Source organism: Aulosira sp. FACHB-615 (assembly GCF_014698045.1).
Taxonomy (GTDB): Bacteria; Cyanobacteriota; Cyanobacteriia; order Cyanobacteriales; family Nostocaceae; genus Nostoc_B.
The window spans coordinates 397,417-414,554 of sequence record NZ_JACJSE010000004.1 but is presented as its reverse complement, the minus strand read 5'-3'; the positions used below and the strand labels follow the sequence as shown (position 1 = coordinate 414,554).

Here is a 17,138-nt window from a genome sequence, read left to right as displayed (position 1 = left end):
AAGGCTTATGGTATCGTTATTATTTCTTTTTACTTTTGCCTTGTTGTACTAGCTAAATTTTTTTCGGGAAAACTTATAGTTGTGTATGATGTAATCAAGGTTTGCTCAAAAACTTTCGCTAGAGCCGTTTGAAATCGTTGGCGATGCTTGAGTTTAAAAAATGGTCTCACTATTTCTAAGTCTTTACTGTTATCTTCTGGGTTAGGGAAAATCTTTATTGCGCGTAAAGTGCCTAACTGAATTTCTTTTTTTACCATTAACTCAGAAATTCCGGTAGCACCTACGCCACTTTCAACGGCGGCTTTGGCCATTTCGCCACTGTTGAAAACTAAAATGACATTGAGTTCATACAAATTAATACCCCAATTTTTTAAGGCTTCTTCAAATCTTTGCTGAGTACCAGAACCAGGTTCGCGCATTACCCAAGCTGTTTGAGTTAGTTCTGTAACGGTGATTTCTTGGCGTTCAAACCAAGGGTGAGTTTCGCCCACAACAATTTGTAAGCGATCGCTCCCGATGATTTCTTGTTCTAAAGTATTCTGTAAGGCTGGTTTGACATCGCCTTCGACTAAACCAATGTCAAACTGTCCCATTGCTGTTCCTTCGCAAATTGTTTCCGCATTTGCCAAACAACAATCAACAGTAATCTGCGGATACTTACTTTTAAACTCACTAATTTTTCGGGGTAGCCAATAGTTACCAATGGTTAAACTCGAACCTAATTTTAATTCACCCCGTTGGAGATTATTTAATTCTCGCAATCCCCGTTCTGTTAATGTCACTTGGTCAAGAATTTTCTGAGCTTCTACTTGTAATAATTTACCAGCTTCAGCAATTTCAATGTGACGACCAATGCGATGAAATAGTTTGACTCCATATTCTTGCTCTAAATTATGAATCGCAGCACTGACGGCTGGCTGGGTAATATAAAGCTCCTCAGCTGCACGCGTAAAGTGTAGATGTTCTGCTACAGCGAGAAAGATTCTGAGCTGTTCCAGCGTCATTCCTGCCATACTTCATTATCCCTAAAAACCTTGATGTAAAAATTTAATCACTTATATTTATAATTTTGACAAATAAAAACATTTGATTCTATTGATTAAATTAAATACAGTAGAAAAATAAGACTAATAAATACACCCATTGCGAATGTGCCTATTTGAATAGGAAAAAATGTAGCTTAATTGTCAACAAAATCTGAGATTATAAATAATTTGGAGCATTAAAAGTGTTATTGAGACTTGTGTTATTACCATCTCTGCATTAAAATAAATTTTGGCAAAAATGTACCGACAAATTAAATATATTTTGCAAGTGCGATCGCTGCACAAATGGCAAATTATCTGGAAAGAAATTTGCTATCATTTTGGGATTTTTTGGAGAGGGGCTTCTTGGAGTTTAAGGGTGTTACTGATGCAATTAGAGTCTAAACCAACAACAGAAAAGCAAGAAACTAAGCAAGAAACTAAGAAACTTGGTAGGCTAAATCCATCGCGCATCAGGGATCATTTAGCCAATGAACGCACTTACCTAGCTTGGATGCGAACCGCGATCGCGCTGTTGGGTTTTGGAGTCGTTATCGTCCGTCTGCGAGCCTTTCAAGTCCCCCTATTACCCACACCCGGTAACGGCTGGAAATTGGGTTTAGTCTTTTCGCTAGTTGGGTTAATAACAGTCTGGCTGTCAACTGCACATTATTTTGCTGTACGGCGTGATATTGAAGATGATAATTATGAGCCTACAGACCGTTGGGTGATTTTATTCAGTTTGGCAATTATGATTCTCGGCTCTGGAGTCATTTATTATGTGTTTACCACTCCTCTGAGTCCTTTGAGTCCAGTAATTCCAGAGTAATAGGACTTTGCTAAGGGTCTACGTATCTACAACCCTCACACCCATTCTTAACCAACAATCTTTGTGTGTAAGTCCTAAATTGAGATGATTGTCTAATTAATGGTTCTTAACATTGTTGGTTTTTTTGTTTATATCTATACATAAATGTTAGTGAATATGTAGTTGATGGGAATACTAGCGGAGTGCAGAGTTTGTCTGCACAGCTTGTTGAGCAACAACAGAAACTAACTTGTTCTGTGAGGTATGTATAGATGATGACAGTCAATGCTAACCCCATCATTCCCGGATATGAACTTAGCTCACAACTGTATGCTGGCTCCAGAACGCTTGTATATCGAGCTATCCGCAAATCAGATCAACTCCCAGTTGTCATCAAATTGCTAACCTCACAATATCCGAGTTTTAGTGAACTACTGCAACTCCGCAATCAATATACCATTAGCAAAAATCTCAACATTGCTGGGATTATTCAGCCGTTATCTTTAGAAACATATAACAATGGTTATATTCTCGTAATGGAGGATAGCGGGAAAATCTCATTACGAGACTATATAAAAAATAATACTTTATCCCTACGAGAATTTTTGCATATTGCTCTGCAATTAAGTATTAGTCTTGATGAATTACATCAAAATCGCGTGATTCATAAAGATATTAAACCAGCAAATATTTTAATTCATCCCCAAACAAAACAAGTTCAATTAATAGATTTTAGCATTGCTTCATTACTCCCCAAAGAAACTCAAGAAATTAAAAATCCTAATATTTTAGAAGGAACTTTAGCTTATATTTCGCCTGAACAAACCGGAAGAATGAATCGAGGTATAGACTACCGTAGTGATTTTTATTCACTGGGGGTGACATTTTATGAATTATTAACCGGAGAATTGCCATTTAATAGCGATGATCCGATGGAGTTGCTGCATTGTCATTTGGTAAAAATGCCAACGGTAGTAGGGAACAGGGAGGAAATTCCGCAAGTACTGGCAGAGATTGTGATGAAACTGCTGGCGAAAAATGCCGAGGATAGATATCAAAGTGCGTTGGGATTAAAGCATGATTTAGAACTTTGTTTAACCCAACTCCAAGAGACAGGCGAAATTAGAGAGTTTAAAATTGGTAAGCGGGATGTGTGCGATCGCTTCCTCATCCCAGAAAAATTATATGGTAGAGAAGCGGAAGTTAATTGCTTATTAGAAGCCTTTGAACGTGTGGCTAGTGGCACATCAGAAATGATGTTGGTGGCGGGATTCTCTGGGATTGGGAAAACGGCTGTAATTAACGAAGTTCACAAACCAATTACTCGTCAGTATGGTTATTTTATCAAAGGTAAATTTGACCAATTCAATCGAAATATTCCCTTCTCTACCTTTGTCCAAGCTTTGCGTGATTTGATGGGGCAATTATTATCAGAATCAGATACAAAATTGGCACAGTGGCGGAGTCATATTTTAGAAGTTGTGGGGGAAAATGGTCAAGTTTTAATCGAGGTGATTCCCGAATTAGAGCGTGTAATTGGGAAACAATTGCCTGCGCCAGAATTATCAGGAACTGCCGCCCAAAATCGGTTTAATTTATTGTTTCAGAAGTTTATTGCTGTCTTCACTAAATCAGAGCATCCGTTGGTGATATTTTTGGATGATTTACAGTGGGCAGATTTAGCTTCTTTGCAGTTAATTAAATTATTAATGGAAAACCAAAGTTTTCTATTGTTGTTGGGGGCTTATCGAGATAACGAAGTATCATCCGCACATCCATTAAGATTGACAGTAGAGGAGATAAAGCAGGCTGGGAAAACAGTGAACACCATCACTTTAACTTCCCTGGCTTGGGTAGATATGAATCAGTTAGTGGCGGATACATTGCATTGTAGTACTGAGCAAACACAGCCCCTCACCGCATTAATTGAGCGTAAAACTAGAGGCAATCCTTTTTTTATTACGCAATTTCTCAAAGTATTATATGAAGATGGAATAATTAACTTTAATTACCTGCAAGGTAATTGGGAATGTGATTTAACAGCAGTAAATACACTAGCTATCACTGCTGATGTAGTGGAGTTTATGGCTAGTCAATTGCAAAAGTTACCCGAAGCAACACAAAATGTTTTGAAGTTGGCTGCTTGTATTGGTAATTCCTTTGATTTAACTACTTTAGCAATTGTTTCTGAGCAGTCACCAAATGATACAGCAACAGCATTATGGCAAGCATTACAAGAGGGCTTGATTTTACCCCAAAATGAAATCTATAAATTTTATTTGTACCAGACAGAAACTAATGGTAATCATGGGCAGATGCAAAATGTTGCCTATCGATTTTTACACGATCGCATTCAACAAGCTGCTTACTGTTTAATTCCCCAAGCGCAAACAACAGCAACTCACTATCAAATTGGGAAACTACTCCTCCAGCATACTTCCCTAGCAGAACGAGAAGACAAAATTTTTGATTTAGTCAATCAATTTAAACTAGGTATTGATTTAGTTATCCATCCCCAAGAACAGCAAGATTTAGCTGAATTGAATTTAATTGCTGGACGGAGAGCGAAAATTTCTACAGCTTACGCCGCCGCCGTTGAATATTATGGAGTTGCCAGAAAATTATTAGCAAATCATCATTGGCAAATATCTTATGATTTAATGCTGACAATCTATACAGAAGCAACAGAAGCGGCTTATTTGAATACAGATTTTGAGCAGATGGAGGAACTATCTGCAATAGTATTAAATCAGGTGCAGAATATTTGGGATAGTATACCTATCTATGAAATTAAAATACAAGCTTGTATTGCTCAAAATCAACTGCGCTTAGGCTTAGATACAGCCTTGGCAATTCTGCATCAGTTGGGGATAGATTTACCAAATCAGCCTACATACCAAGATGTTAACCAAGCACTAGAAAAAACAAGTTTAATTTTAGGTGAAAAAAATACCACAGACATACTTGATTTGCCTGTGATGACAGATATTCGCGCCCAAGCTGCGATGCGAATTTTAGCAAGTATGTTTGGGGCTGCATATAATGGCTGTCCAGAAATGTTACCTTTAACAATTTGTGAACAAGTTAACTTATCAATTCAATACGGTAATACAGCTTTATCAGCTTTTGCATATACAAGTTATGGGTTAATTCTTTGTGCTTTTACTGGTGCGGTAGAAACCAGCTACAAATTTGGGCAACTGGCTTTAAACTTAATGGAGAAGTTTTCTGCTCAACACCTGCGTGCGAGGATAGCAGCCGTCTTTAATAATTTTATTAGACATTGGCAAGAGCCTCTGAAAGTGACGCTGACATCTTCATTGCAAGGCTACCAAAGTGGATTAGAAACTGGGGATTTAGAATGGGCTGTATGGTGCATATTTGGTTATAGCTTCCATTCTTATTGCTCTGGTAAAGAACTAACAAAATTAGAACAAGAGTTAGCTATATATAGTAAAGCGATCGCCCAACTCAAGCAAACCACAGCCCTGAATTATCAAAAAACCTATCACCAAGCGACTTTAAACTTACTCGGCTATAGTGAAACGCCTTTTTTGTTAGTGGGGGATGTTTATAACGAAGATGAGATGTTACCCCAACATCAAGCAGTTAATGATCGTCCGGCTGTTTATCATGCCAAGATTAACAAAATTATTCTCTGCTACTTGTTTGGTGAATATCAGCAAGCGATCGCAGAGGCTGAGATTGCGGCACAATATTTAGATGGGGTTCCGGGTTTATTTGTCAGCGTTTTGCTACCTTTCTACGATGCTTTAGCACAGTTAGCCATCTTTAACCAAGTTGCAGAACCGGAAGCATCAGCTATTTTAGAGCGTGTGCAACTTCATCAAACAAAACTCAAACAATGGGCAGATTTAGTCCCCAGTAATCATTTACACAAATTCCACTTAGTAGAAGCCGAACTGTGTCGTATTTCAGGCAAACCTTATGATGCAATGGAATTATACGATCGCGCGATCGCCACAGCCAAAGAAAATCATTACATCCAAGAAGAAGCATTAGCCAACGAACTCGCAGCCAAATTCTACCTTGAACGCCACAAAGAAAAAATCGCCGCAGGCTATATGCAAGAAGCCTACTACTGCTATGCTCATTGGGGTGCAAAAGCCAAAATCGATGATTTAGAACAACGCTATCCTCATTTATTGCGTCCAATTCTCCACAAAACCACACAGAACTGGAACCCATTGGAAACACTGGCGAGTATTGCAACTGTGAATGGTGTGATTAATACCAAAAATACAACCTCTCACTCTTCTAGTACAAGTATTAATACAACTCTGGATTTTGTCACTATTCTCAAAGCTTCTCAAGCCATCTCTGGCAAAATTCAACTGGATGAACTGCTACACCAACTAACGCAGATGATTCTCCAAAATTCTGGCGGCGATCGCTGTGCGTTGATTTTGCCGAATAATCAAGGAGAATGGTTATTGAGAGCAATCAGCACACCCAATAACACCGAACTTTGTTGTCAACCCCTGGAAGGTAATCCTAATTTACCTGTGAAGTTGATTCAGTATGTCAAAAACAGTCAAAAAGTGGTGGTAGTTGATGAACTTAAAACTGATTTACCTGTAATTGATGAATATTTATGGCAACGTCAACCAAAAAGTTTATTGTGCTTGCCAATTCTCAATCAAGGAAATTTAATTGGGATTTTGTATTTAAAAAATAATTCTGCCAGTGGAGTATTTACGAGCGATCGCATCTTAGTTCTCAACTTTCTGTGTATTCAAGCTGCTATTTCTTTAGAAAATGCTCGCTTATACCAACAAGTCGAAAATTATTCTTACACTTTAGAAGCAGAAGTAGAACAAAAAACCCAGGCTCTCAACCAAAAAGCCCAAGATTTGGAACAAACTATTAAACAATTACAACAAACCCAAGCCCAATTAATTCATACAGAAAAAATGTCATCTCTGGGGCAGTTAGTTGCTGGAATTGCCCATGAAATTAATAATCCAGTGAGTTTTATCCAAGGCAATATAACTTATACCAAAGGTTATATTCAAGATATGATTAGTTTGTTAACACTTTATCAGCAAGAATATCCCCAGCCCAGCCAAGCTATTAAAAAGAAAAGCCAAGAAATTGATATCGATTTTATCTTTGATGATGTGAATAAAATTCTGGAATCAATGGAGACAGGAAGTAATCGCATCAGCCAGATTGTTTTGAGTTTACGCAACTTCTCGCGCTTGGATGAATCCGGAATTAAAGCAGTGGATTTGCATAGTGGGATTGAAAGTACTTTGCTCATTTTGCAACACCGCTTGCAGGGTTCAGCAATTCAACCAGAAGTACAGATAGTGAAAGAATATGGCAAACTACCTCTGGTAAATTGCTATCCTAGCCACTTAAATCAAGTTTTCTTAAATATTATTAATAATGCCATTGATGCCATTCGAGATAATCGCCAATGCAGTGAATACCCAGAAATTCGTATTCGCACTGAAGTGATAGATAATGACCACTTACGCATTGCGATCGCCAATACAGATAGTACAATTCCTGTACATATCCAAAACCGCATTTTTGAACCATTTTTTACCACAAAACCCTTCGGGCGTGGTACAGGGTTGGGTTTATTTGTCAGCTATTCAATTATTCAACAACATGGCGGTAATTTGAGCGTGCGATCGCAGCCAAATGCAGAAACAGAATTTGAAATTATTCTGCCTATTGCTTCTGTTACACCTAAATCCTAAAATTTACTTGCGATTAAATGATGCAATTAACGGATTTTGAGCAACTAACATTTGATTAAGAGCTTCTAGCGCGGTTGTTTGGTAACGAACGTGAGCATCAATAAATAAACGAATAATTTGGGCGATTAAATCTCGGAGTTCTGCTTCTTGTTGTGTAGCAGGAAAGTCAAGAAATTGTCTACTAATAGTGGTATCCAAGGGATGGGTAACAGAAAAATGGTTTGCGCCTTCGAGGATCAGTAAATAACTATCATTTCTACCACCTGCGATCGCTTCTTGGAAAGTCCTGATTATAGGAGTTGTTGGTTGTTCCCAAGTTACGCCATAGTTATTGCTACTGTTCGCAATCACGCCATCGCAAGTTCCGCCAATCAAGAGTAACGGTAAGGAGTCTGGTAAGGATAAGATTGTCCCAGCTTTATACCCTAGTTGTACAGTTGCTGCTGTATGTGCGCCATAAGCAAAGGCGGCTACTACCTGTGAGCAAAATTTAGGATCTGCACTTTCAATTGCAACTTTACCACCAGCAGAATGTCCACCGAGAATGATTTTGTCTAAATCAAGCAAGCCAGCCAAAATCCCTTCCACTTGCAAACGTTCCAAGGTTTTCAGCAATGTGGGTAAAGCTGAAGCTGTCGCCCCTTGACCATAATTATCGGGAGCCAGCATACTCAAATCAACGCCAGGAGTCATCGCCACAAACCCAGGTAGATTTTCCGCAATCCAGGAAAATGTCACAATTACCAGCCCAAACTCGGCTAATTTCACCGCCAACCATTGATACATTTCCGGGCCACAGTTAATTCCGTTGAACAAAATCACGACTGGAAACTTAGATGCTTGAGTTTCAGTAGCAACAAGACTTAAATTTTGTTCTGGTTCTGGGTAGAAAACCTTGAGGTGAATACTGTTATATGGTGGCGAAATATTTTCAACCGTCGCAGCTTGGAAAAAGGCTCGAACTTTCATAACAAATCAGTGATGGAAAATTGACGCTGGCGATCGAGTTCTTGCAGTTTGATTTTTTCGTTATAAAATGCCTCATAATAAGCTCGGCATTTTTCCGGCTCTGCGTCTGGATCGGTTTGTTGCCATAATTCTAAAAAGTGACGATAACGTTTTTCTCGCAATACTCTTTCCATCCCAGCAGTTGCAGCTTGGACAACTTGCGGGGTGCGGAGTAGCTCTTTTTTACTCTTTTCATTTAAATGAAATAAATGTGAGATTAATTCGATTTCTTCACCTAATTCTAAATATCTATCTTGCAAGCTGGAGATTAAATCTTCCTTTGAGTGCTGGACACTGAGCGCAGTCGAAGTGTGAGTGCTGGCTGCTGCATACTGAGCGGAGTCGAAGTGTGAGTGCTGAGTATTAGATTCCTCTAATTCTAAAATTTGTCCCCACAAAAACCGATGATGAGACAAACTAAAATCTAGATTTCGTTCTTCCAGTTCGTTAATAATTACTTTTCGCTGTTCGGGACAGTGCAAATAAATTTGTAATAATAAAGCTTCGGCTCGTTCTAAAAGACTTTTATCTGTTTGTGGAACTGGTGCTTTTTTATTGCTACTCGATTCTCTTTTTGTGGTTGTCGGCTGAGAAAATTTAATTACATTCGGGGCGATTTGAGTCAGCAAATTTTCCACCCGTAAGGGGATTAATCTCGTATCACCCAAGCTGAGAATTTCCGCACAGTGCGAAACATAATAGTTGCGAGTATCGGTGTTAGCGATATTTTTGAGTAATTTGACTATTTGCTGAGTTACTTGTTGAAAATCGGTAGCTTGTTTTAAATCGCGGTCTTTGGTAATTTGTTGAATTTGCCAATCTAACCACAGTGGCGCATTTTGCAACAAGCTTTGATAATCTTCTGTGGTATGAGTATGCAAGTATTCATCAGCATCTTTACCATCGGGAATATTGAGAATTTTGAGTTGGACTTCACCTTTGTAGGCTAAATCTGCAATTTCGCCGATCGCTCTTTCTGCGGCGTTAGTCCCGGCTTTATCAGCATCAAAGTTGAGAACTAACTGTTTCGAGTCGGTGTAACGTAACATTAACCGGACTTGTTCTAAACTCAAGGCTGTACCCAAAGAAGCCACAGCATTGTTAATCCCCGCCGCATGAAGGGCGATCGCATCAAAATACCCTTCTACTACCACAGCTTGGTCAACTTGAGCAATTCCGGTTTTGGCTAAATCTATGGCGAATAAAGTTTTACCTTTATTAAATAGTTCGGTTTCTGGGGAATTGAGATATTTTGGCTGTTCATCAGTCAATGTGCGCCCCCCAAACGCAATCACCCGCCCTTGAATATCGCGGATGGGAATCATCAAGCGATCGCGGAACACATCATAATAACCGCCCCCTTCTTTGCGCGGCTTAATCAATCCTGCCTTTTCTACCAACTGCACAGGATAATGTTTATTTTCCACCAAATATCTATACAGCGTTTCCCAACCAGCAGGGGCGTAACCCAAACCAAACTGCTGAATAGTTGCTTCCTTTAATTTGCGGTTCTCCAGTAAATACTGTAAAGCCTTTTGCGCCTGGGTTTGACGCAGGGCGTGTTGATAAAAATTGGCTGTGGCTGCGAGAACTTCATATAATTGTTCCCGCAACGATAATTGACGCTGTAATTCTTGTCTTTGTTCAGGTTCCAGGGTTTGGACATTTACTTGATAGCGCCGCGCTAAATCCAGCACCACTTCCGTAAACGACTGCTTACCCAAATCCATCAAAAACTTAATTGCATTTCCCCCAGCATTGCAGCCAAAGCAATAATACATTTGCTTACTTTGACTGACTGTAAAGCTAGGACTCTTCTCGCTATGGAAGGGACACAAACCGATAAAATCTTTACCACGCTTGCGTAAAACTACGTGTTCTGATACCACATCCACAATATCAGCACGTTGTTTAATTTCCTCAATTGTGTCTGGGTGCAAGCGGGGAATGTACATATTAGTCCTTGGTTATTGGTCATTGGTCATTGCCAAGGACAAAGGACAAATGACTAATGACAAAATACTTCTGATAGCTATTATATTCTTGTTGCTAGAAGAAGAATTATGTATATAGCAGTTCTTACTTGCTTGTAATACAGTTGGAACCCCACCCCGCATTTGCTGACGCAAACGCTCCCCTCCCCGCTTGCGGGGAGGGGTTGGGGGTGGGGTTGAAATGTACCTCATCCAACCGAGAACCGCTATAGAATTGCTTACGCTTAACTTTTTAAGAGGAAATACTGAAGATGGGGCGTATTTTTATTTCGGCGGCGCACGGAGGCAAAGAAGCAGGAGGAATCGATCCAGGTTCAATTGCTGGGGGAACTACAGAAGCCAGAGAAATGATTCTGCTGCGGGATTTAATTGTTACAGAACTGCGGGCGCGGACATTTGAAGTTTTGGCTGTTCCTGATGATTTAAGCGCCGCCGACACCATCACTTGGATTAATTCTCGTGGTCGTCGGGGAGATGTCGCCCTGGAAATTCATGCTGATTCCGCCAGTAGCCCAACGGTGCGTGGGGCTAGTGTATTTTATATTGCCAGTAATAATGAGCGTAAAAGTAATGGTGAACTGCTGTTAGTGGGTTTGTTACGCCGTGTTCCCCAATTACCGAATCGGGGAGTGAAACCAGATAGCGATAGTGGCTTGGGACGTTTAGCCTTTTGTCGTCAAACAACACTGCCTTCATTATTAATGCAGGTGGGATTTCTCAGCAGCCCTGATGACCGCGCCTTGCTGCAAAACCGTCGCCGTGATTTTGCTTTGGGTATTGCTGATGGTTTGGCTTCTTGGAGTCGTGTTGTTGACCCTACACCCGGAACTCCCACCGAACAAACTTATCCATCGATTAATATCAACATCAATGGGCAGAGTTATTCAGAACAAGGAATATTAGTTAATGGTAATGCTTATATTCCCATTGATTTAGTAGACCGCTTGCGAATTGACTTAACAACAGCCGCCAATGTCAACCGAATTACCTATCGCCGAGTTGTCTATGTCAAAGCTGTGGAACTGCGGGACTTTAATATTTCTGTCAACTGGGATAGTACAACCCGCACTGTTAACCTGCGTTCGATTTTAGTGATCTGCAAAGGTCAGATGGATCAAATTATCTCCCGTGGTAACACTTCCGAAGTGCAGCTACAACTCTTTCTGCGAAATAATAATGAAAATGCTTTAGCCAAGTTTCCTGATATTCCCAAACTCTATCGAGAAGAAGCCTCAATTGAAGGGGTAAATTACGATATCGCCTTTTGCCAAATGTGTGTTGAAACTGGTTTTTTACGCTTTGGTGGTGATATTCGACCAGAACAAAACAACTTTGCTGGACTGGGGAGTATTGGCGGTGGTTCTGATGCGGCGGCGTTTGATAGTGCCAGAATTGGAGTTAGGGCGCATATTCAACATTTAAAAGCTTACGCCAGTTTAGAACCGTTAGTAAATGAAGTGGTTGACCCTAGATTTCGCTTTGTCACCAGGGGAATTGCACCTTTAGTTAGTCAACTTTCTGGTCGTTGGTCAGCAGATTTAGATTATGGGGCTAAAATTACGGCAATGGTGCAGAGATTATACGAGTCAGCCGGATTCATGTAATTGTGAACTATCTCCTACCTCGGCGCTACAATAGCGATCGCGTCCCTGTTTTTTGGCATTGTAAAGTGCTAGATCAGCCAAGGCGATGAATGTATCTGGCTTGAAGTCTAACGTGGGAATAACAGAAGTAATACCCAAACTCACAGTGATGATATTCTTGACACTAGATTTCTCATGAGGAATCGCCAGTTCATGAATTGCTTCCTGAATTCTTTGCGCTACAGTTATCGCTCCTACTAAATTAGTATTAGGTAGTAATACTAAAAATTCTTCTCCACCGTAACGCGCCACAAGATCAGCAGGACGATAAAGAATATGTTGAACTGTTTGTGCTACTTTGATTAGACAATTATCACCTGCAAGATGACCATAACAATCGTTATAAAGTTTGAATTGATCAACATCAAATAAAATTAGTGCAAGAGGTTGTTGTTCGCGTGCGAGGCGGTGACATTCTGCTTGTAGTTGTATATTTAAACAGCGTCGGTTAGCTACTTGAGTCAAACCATCAAGATTAATCAGTTTTTCTAATTTCTGATTTGCATCTTCCGCTTTTTCTTTCGCAATGACTAACTCGGCTGTTCTTTCTTGGACTCGTTGTTCTAAAGTTGTCAAAGATGTTTGTAACTGAAGTGCCATATTATTAAAAGATGTCGCCAATTGACCGATTTCATCTTGAGAGTTAATTTTGGCGCGGATATCTAAGTTACCTGCGGTAAACTGAGCAACAATTTTGGTAAGATAAATGATTGGCTTTGTGAGCAGTTGACTAATCACAATAGCAATGATTGTTACTACTGAAGCAATCAAAGCAAACAGCAACATAGCATCAGTAATTTGCTTGTCTACAGGTGCTAGGGCAATTGCTAGGGGGCGAATAAATAATACCGACCAAGGTTCATATTTTAAATGAGCGATCGCAATCAAATTTACCTGATTGGCTGTTGTTGATAAAGATGTAATTAAATATGATTGTTGATTATCTAATGCTTGCTTGAGTTGCCATTCATTAGTTGCTAATTGTTCCACAGGAGCATTAGGCAACAGACTTTTTTTTTGGAGTTGTGTTACTACTTCCAAAGGCAGAGGTACAATTGATTTAAATAGTAGTTCTGGTGCTGTACTATGTGCTAAATAAATATGATTTTCATCTAACAAAATCGCAAAGGCTTTAGCCCCAGCCCGTTCAGTTTCTCTGGTGACTAACTGCTGTACCACAGTTGCATTGTAAGCAACCCGCAATACCCCCAATATTTTACCCTTGGCATTGCGGACTGGACTACTAAAAACCAGGGTAACAAGGTCAGGAATTTGTGGCGATCGCTTCATGCTAGAAACAAAAGATAAGCCAGTATGCAATGGTTGTTGAAAATAATCTGCGGCTGATTCATCTTTACCAATATTCGATGTGTGGGTATCTAAAACATTTTTCCCGTTTAAATCCAGCAAAGAATACGAGAGAATATTCAGCATATCTTTGCGACTGAGGCGACTTAAAGTTTCTGTCGCCAATTGCATTTCCTGGCTATTATTTCGTTGTTTTGGAGTTAAGCTCAGGTAACGTGACAACCCTGGTAAAATTGCCTCTACCCGCACCGCATTCAAATTAGCATCAATAAAAGCATCGATTCTATTTGCTGTTTCCTTAGCCGCCGCAGATAAAGCCTGTTTTGCATTTTCAGTCAGTGCTGTTTCTGTGGTTTGTTTGTTAATACAAGACAGTAACAGCAAGGGAATTAAAGCTACAATTAGAAATGAAGCAATTAACTTACTCCGAATACCGCCCAAAAATGTTCGCTGCATAGCTTTAAATTATGAGGGAGGGTTCACAAAGGTAGAATTGAACAAACCTTTTAACTCTGGAAGGCGGGTGACATTTCCAGCACGAATGAAAAAGTCTGCATATATCTTGGCAGTTTTGTAGATAGAATGAGGGTTACTAGATTGAAAAAACTGGCGATTATCGGCTAAATTAGTGAGTTTGATGCCCTCTAGAGACAGGGTATGAATGGGAATATTTAAAGCCTTGCTGATGATGGTGTTTCCTTCCTGAAGATGGTCTTTCCAATAGCTTGAGGCTTGCAGCCAAGCCCGCACAAATCCACGAATATCTTCAGGGCGATCGCGGATGATATCTTTACGAAAGATAATCATATCTAAAATCAAGCCAGGGGTTTCTTTACTAGTAAATAAAATATGTCCCCCTAATTTCACAGCTTCTGTCAGATGAGGTTGCCAAGTATGTCCGGCTTGAATCACATTATTTTTCAGACGTTGAGGAATATCTAAAGCTTCTGATTGTACGAAGCTGATATCATCACTAGTTAAGTTGGCACTTTTTAACATTTCCGTCACAAACACTTCACTAAAACCGCCGAGATTTGCCCCTAACTTTTTCCCTTTCAAATCAGCAATGATTTTAATTTGTGATTTGGCAACTACCACATCTGCACCTGTTGATTCATCGATCACAATCACTCCTTGAATATCAGGATTTGTGGCACTCAAAATCATGAAACTTCCTAATGATAATGAAATTCCATCATATTTACCAGCACTGAAATTTGCTTGTTCTAATTTTGCATATCTTTTATAAATTAGTTCTACATCTACCCCTTGGGCTTGAAAAAATCCCTTTTCTTGAGCAATTATTCCAGGATACTCCCCGACAAACGAGCCAAATTGCACTTTCAAAGGCGGACGTTGCAATTTTGTTGGCGCTGAACTATGACAAGCCAACAGCAAACAAGCTGTAATCAGAAAAAGACTTACGTGTCTTAGTAGTTTAAACATCAAATTTGGAACTGCGTCCAGAAATCATCGCTATTACTAGTCAGGACTGACGCACAAAGATTATCTGTGAAGATTGGGTGTAAGGGTGAAAGGGTTTGGGGTGTAAGGATTTTGAATAAGTACACTCCTATACCCCTGAACCCCTACACCCTTGATTTTTCATTTTGATGCGTAAGTCCTAACTGTGATTTTCATATAGCAACATACCGATTACATGAATGGGGGAAGAATACCCAGTTGTTGCATCAAAGCCATAATATCTGCCTGTCCCCAATGTTCTACCACTTTGCCGTCAACAATCTGGTCTATGTGCATCACGGCAAATTTCACTGGCTGACCTGTGGGCGGAAAACCCAGTAATTCTCCTGTATGAGTACCGCTAAATGTCCCACGGGTAACGACTTTATCATTCTCCACAATCACATCTGCAAATGTATGCTTCCCATCAGGAAAAGCATTACGCATCATCAACCCATACTCGATAAAACCATTTAAATCGAGAGGTTCCGATGCGCCTGTTGTATGGGCGATGAAATTTGCGGCGATAATTTTTTTGGCTTGTTCAACACTGCCATTGTCAAAGGCTTGGTAAAATTCCAGGGCGATGGCCTTGTTTTGTGCGGTAGACATGGTTAGATAGTGACAGGATATTAAGCATTTAAATACCTTGATATTTAACCATCGTCAAGGAAGAAAACAAAGGATATGGACGGAGGAGAGAACCTGACAGGGGTAGAATTTTTACGTTCTGACCCAAAAACATTGATTTAGGGTGTAGGGGTGTACTTCTCAGCGAGACGCTCCGCGAACTGCTGCGCCCTTCGTCCAAGCTCAGGACAAGCTCAGTAACCAGGGTGTGAGGGGGATGGAACTCTGATTAAATCGTGATTTTTAGAGTTGCTACTCATCACTCTGTTAAAAACCTACTAGTGTACCAACCCAAAATTGCTACGTGGAGGTAAGCAAGGGAGCAAGGGAGCAGGGGAGCAGGGGAGAAACTTGCAGTAAGTCTTTCCCCCCTGCCCCTCTGCCCCTCTGCTCCTCTGCTGACCACAACGCAAAGTTTCCTTGGCAGACTACTACACCTGTGAGGAGGAGAGAACCCCATACCGAAAGTAGGGTTTATTTATTAGCTGCTGTTGTGGGGTGGAGGGGGATTAACGGCTGTTGGGAAATCGCTTCTAACCCGACCGATCGCAAAATATCATCCCAATCTCGAACTAAAGTTAAATCATTGGGACGGGCAGCACGTAAATCAGCCAAGGTTTTTAGGGTATCATGCCAAAAACCATTTTCTGCATAGATGATGACACGTTGTTTAGGTGTTGCTGTTTGTAATTTACTTGCTACGGTTGGGGGTACTTCGATGCGTTCAATCCAGCCACTAGCGGTTGGATCGCCACTGCGATCGCCGTTGGTAGCATCACACAGTAAAGACAAGCGCCATCGATATTTCTTCCCGATTTCTAACCCTGCAAAATCTGGCGGTAAGGTGTAGCTCATAATTCCCCTGCTGGTTGTAATTGGCAGAGTTTTGTCAAGTAATTCTTCTCCAGTTTCATCCCGGAGTAAAAATCCTGCTTGCTGTGCAGAGGTTTGGGGTACATTGACAAAAAACGTCGGGCGATCGCTCACTGTTAATTCTACGGGAATTTGATTAGCGGCACTTTTGGGCGGTTTGGGTGGTAAAACTCCACTAATATCTTGCGGGCTGCATTTTCCTCTGGCTGCACCTGCTTCTAAATTGCGCGAACCCCGGATTCCTGGCACTTTAAATCTTAATAGAGAACGGCGACGCGGAAATAATCTGGGTGTGGAACGCGGAACACCGAATTGAGCAATGCTATTGGTAGGTACGGCAATTGTGGGGATTGTCCCCAACAGCAAATCGGGAATGAGAGTTAAGCCTAATGTAATTAATAGTAAGTTTTTGTTGAGCATATTTTTTACAATATGTATGTTTTTATGAATGACTATTTACGAATATTTAAAGTTTCAGTTTGTGAATCTTTTCTGCCTAAACTTAGTTAATTCTGACTTAAAACAGCCTCGGTGAAAACACTATAACATTACTCAATCATTCTTAAACTCAACAGATAGCCCAATTATTTTATGACTTATGCAATAACTCTCTAAAACTCTTATAACTTTGTGTCCTTTGCGTCCTTTGCGGT

Annotated in this window: 10 protein-coding genes; 3 read left to right on the top strand and 7 right to left on the bottom strand. The window is 40.3% G+C overall.

What is annotated here, in order from left to right; translation table 11 throughout:
* Positions 1 to 29: 29 nt before the first annotated feature.
* On the bottom strand, positions 30 to 1,013 hold the full coding sequence (locus H6G77_RS08960; protein WP_190591308.1) for a LysR substrate-binding domain-containing protein: 984 nt from the start codon (positions 1,011 to 1,013) through the stop codon (positions 30 to 32).
* Positions 1,014 to 1,284: 271 nt separating this feature from the next.
* On the opposite strand from H6G77_RS08960, the gene H6G77_RS08955 reads away from it, so the two are divergent.
* A complete protein-coding gene (locus H6G77_RS08955; RefSeq protein WP_190591309.1) occupies positions 1,285 to 1,854 on the top strand; it encodes a YidH family protein in 570 nt (189 codons plus the stop codon).
* 251 nt (positions 1,855 to 2,105) lie between these two features.
* Positions 2,106 to 7,565 (top strand): ATP-binding sensor histidine kinase, encoded by a 5,460-nt coding sequence (locus H6G77_RS08950; protein WP_190871373.1) that lies wholly within the window; start codon positions 2,106 to 2,108, stop codon positions 7,563 to 7,565.
* A 3-nt stretch (positions 7,566 to 7,568) separates the two neighbouring features.
* Here the strand turns inward: H6G77_RS08950 and H6G77_RS08945 are convergent, their stop codons facing one another.
* On the bottom strand, positions 7,569 to 8,534 hold the full coding sequence (locus tag H6G77_RS08945) for a dienelactone hydrolase (RefSeq protein WP_190871372.1): 966 nt from the start codon (positions 8,532 to 8,534) through the stop codon (positions 7,569 to 7,571).
* The gene (dnaG, locus tag H6G77_RS08940; RefSeq protein WP_190871371.1) at positions 8,531 to 10,528 is read right to left on the bottom strand and encodes a DNA primase; all 1,998 of its coding nucleotides are present in this window, start codon (positions 10,526 to 10,528) and stop codon (positions 8,531 to 8,533) included. Before dnaG ends, H6G77_RS08945 begins: the two co-directional genes overlap by 4 nt.
* A 290-nt stretch (positions 10,529 to 10,818) precedes the next feature.
* Between dnaG and H6G77_RS08935 the strand changes: the two genes are divergently transcribed.
* Entirely contained in the window at positions 10,819 to 12,171 is a 1,353-nt protein-coding gene (locus H6G77_RS08935) for an N-acetylmuramoyl-L-alanine amidase (RefSeq protein ID WP_190593280.1), read from the top strand.
* On the opposite strand, the gene H6G77_RS08930 is transcribed toward H6G77_RS08935, so the two are convergent.
* The 4 genes from H6G77_RS08930 to H6G77_RS08915 form a co-directional block, all read right to left on the bottom strand.
* Complete coding sequence (locus H6G77_RS08930) at positions 12,154 to 13,974, bottom strand: sensor domain-containing diguanylate cyclase (RefSeq protein WP_190593279.1); 1,821 nt, start codon at positions 13,972 to 13,974, stop codon at positions 12,154 to 12,156. The genes H6G77_RS08935 and H6G77_RS08930 overlap by 18 nt on opposite strands.
* A gap of 9 nt (positions 13,975 to 13,983) precedes the next feature.
* Positions 13,984 to 14,964, bottom strand: a complete 981-nt coding sequence (locus H6G77_RS08925) for an ABC transporter substrate-binding protein (protein WP_190672263.1) — start codon at positions 14,962 to 14,964, stop codon at positions 13,984 to 13,986.
* A gap of 210 nt (positions 14,965 to 15,174) precedes the next feature.
* Positions 15,175 to 15,594: an ester cyclase gene (locus H6G77_RS08920; RefSeq protein ID WP_190672266.1), complete on the bottom strand. Its 420-nt coding sequence runs from the start codon at positions 15,592 to 15,594 to the stop codon at positions 15,175 to 15,177.
* A 492-nt stretch (positions 15,595 to 16,086) separates the two neighbouring features.
* Positions 16,087 to 16,905: a DUF928 domain-containing protein gene (locus H6G77_RS08915; protein ID WP_190871370.1), complete on the bottom strand. Its 819-nt coding sequence runs from the start codon at positions 16,903 to 16,905 to the stop codon at positions 16,087 to 16,089.
* Positions 16,906 to 17,138 lie beyond the last annotated feature (233 nt).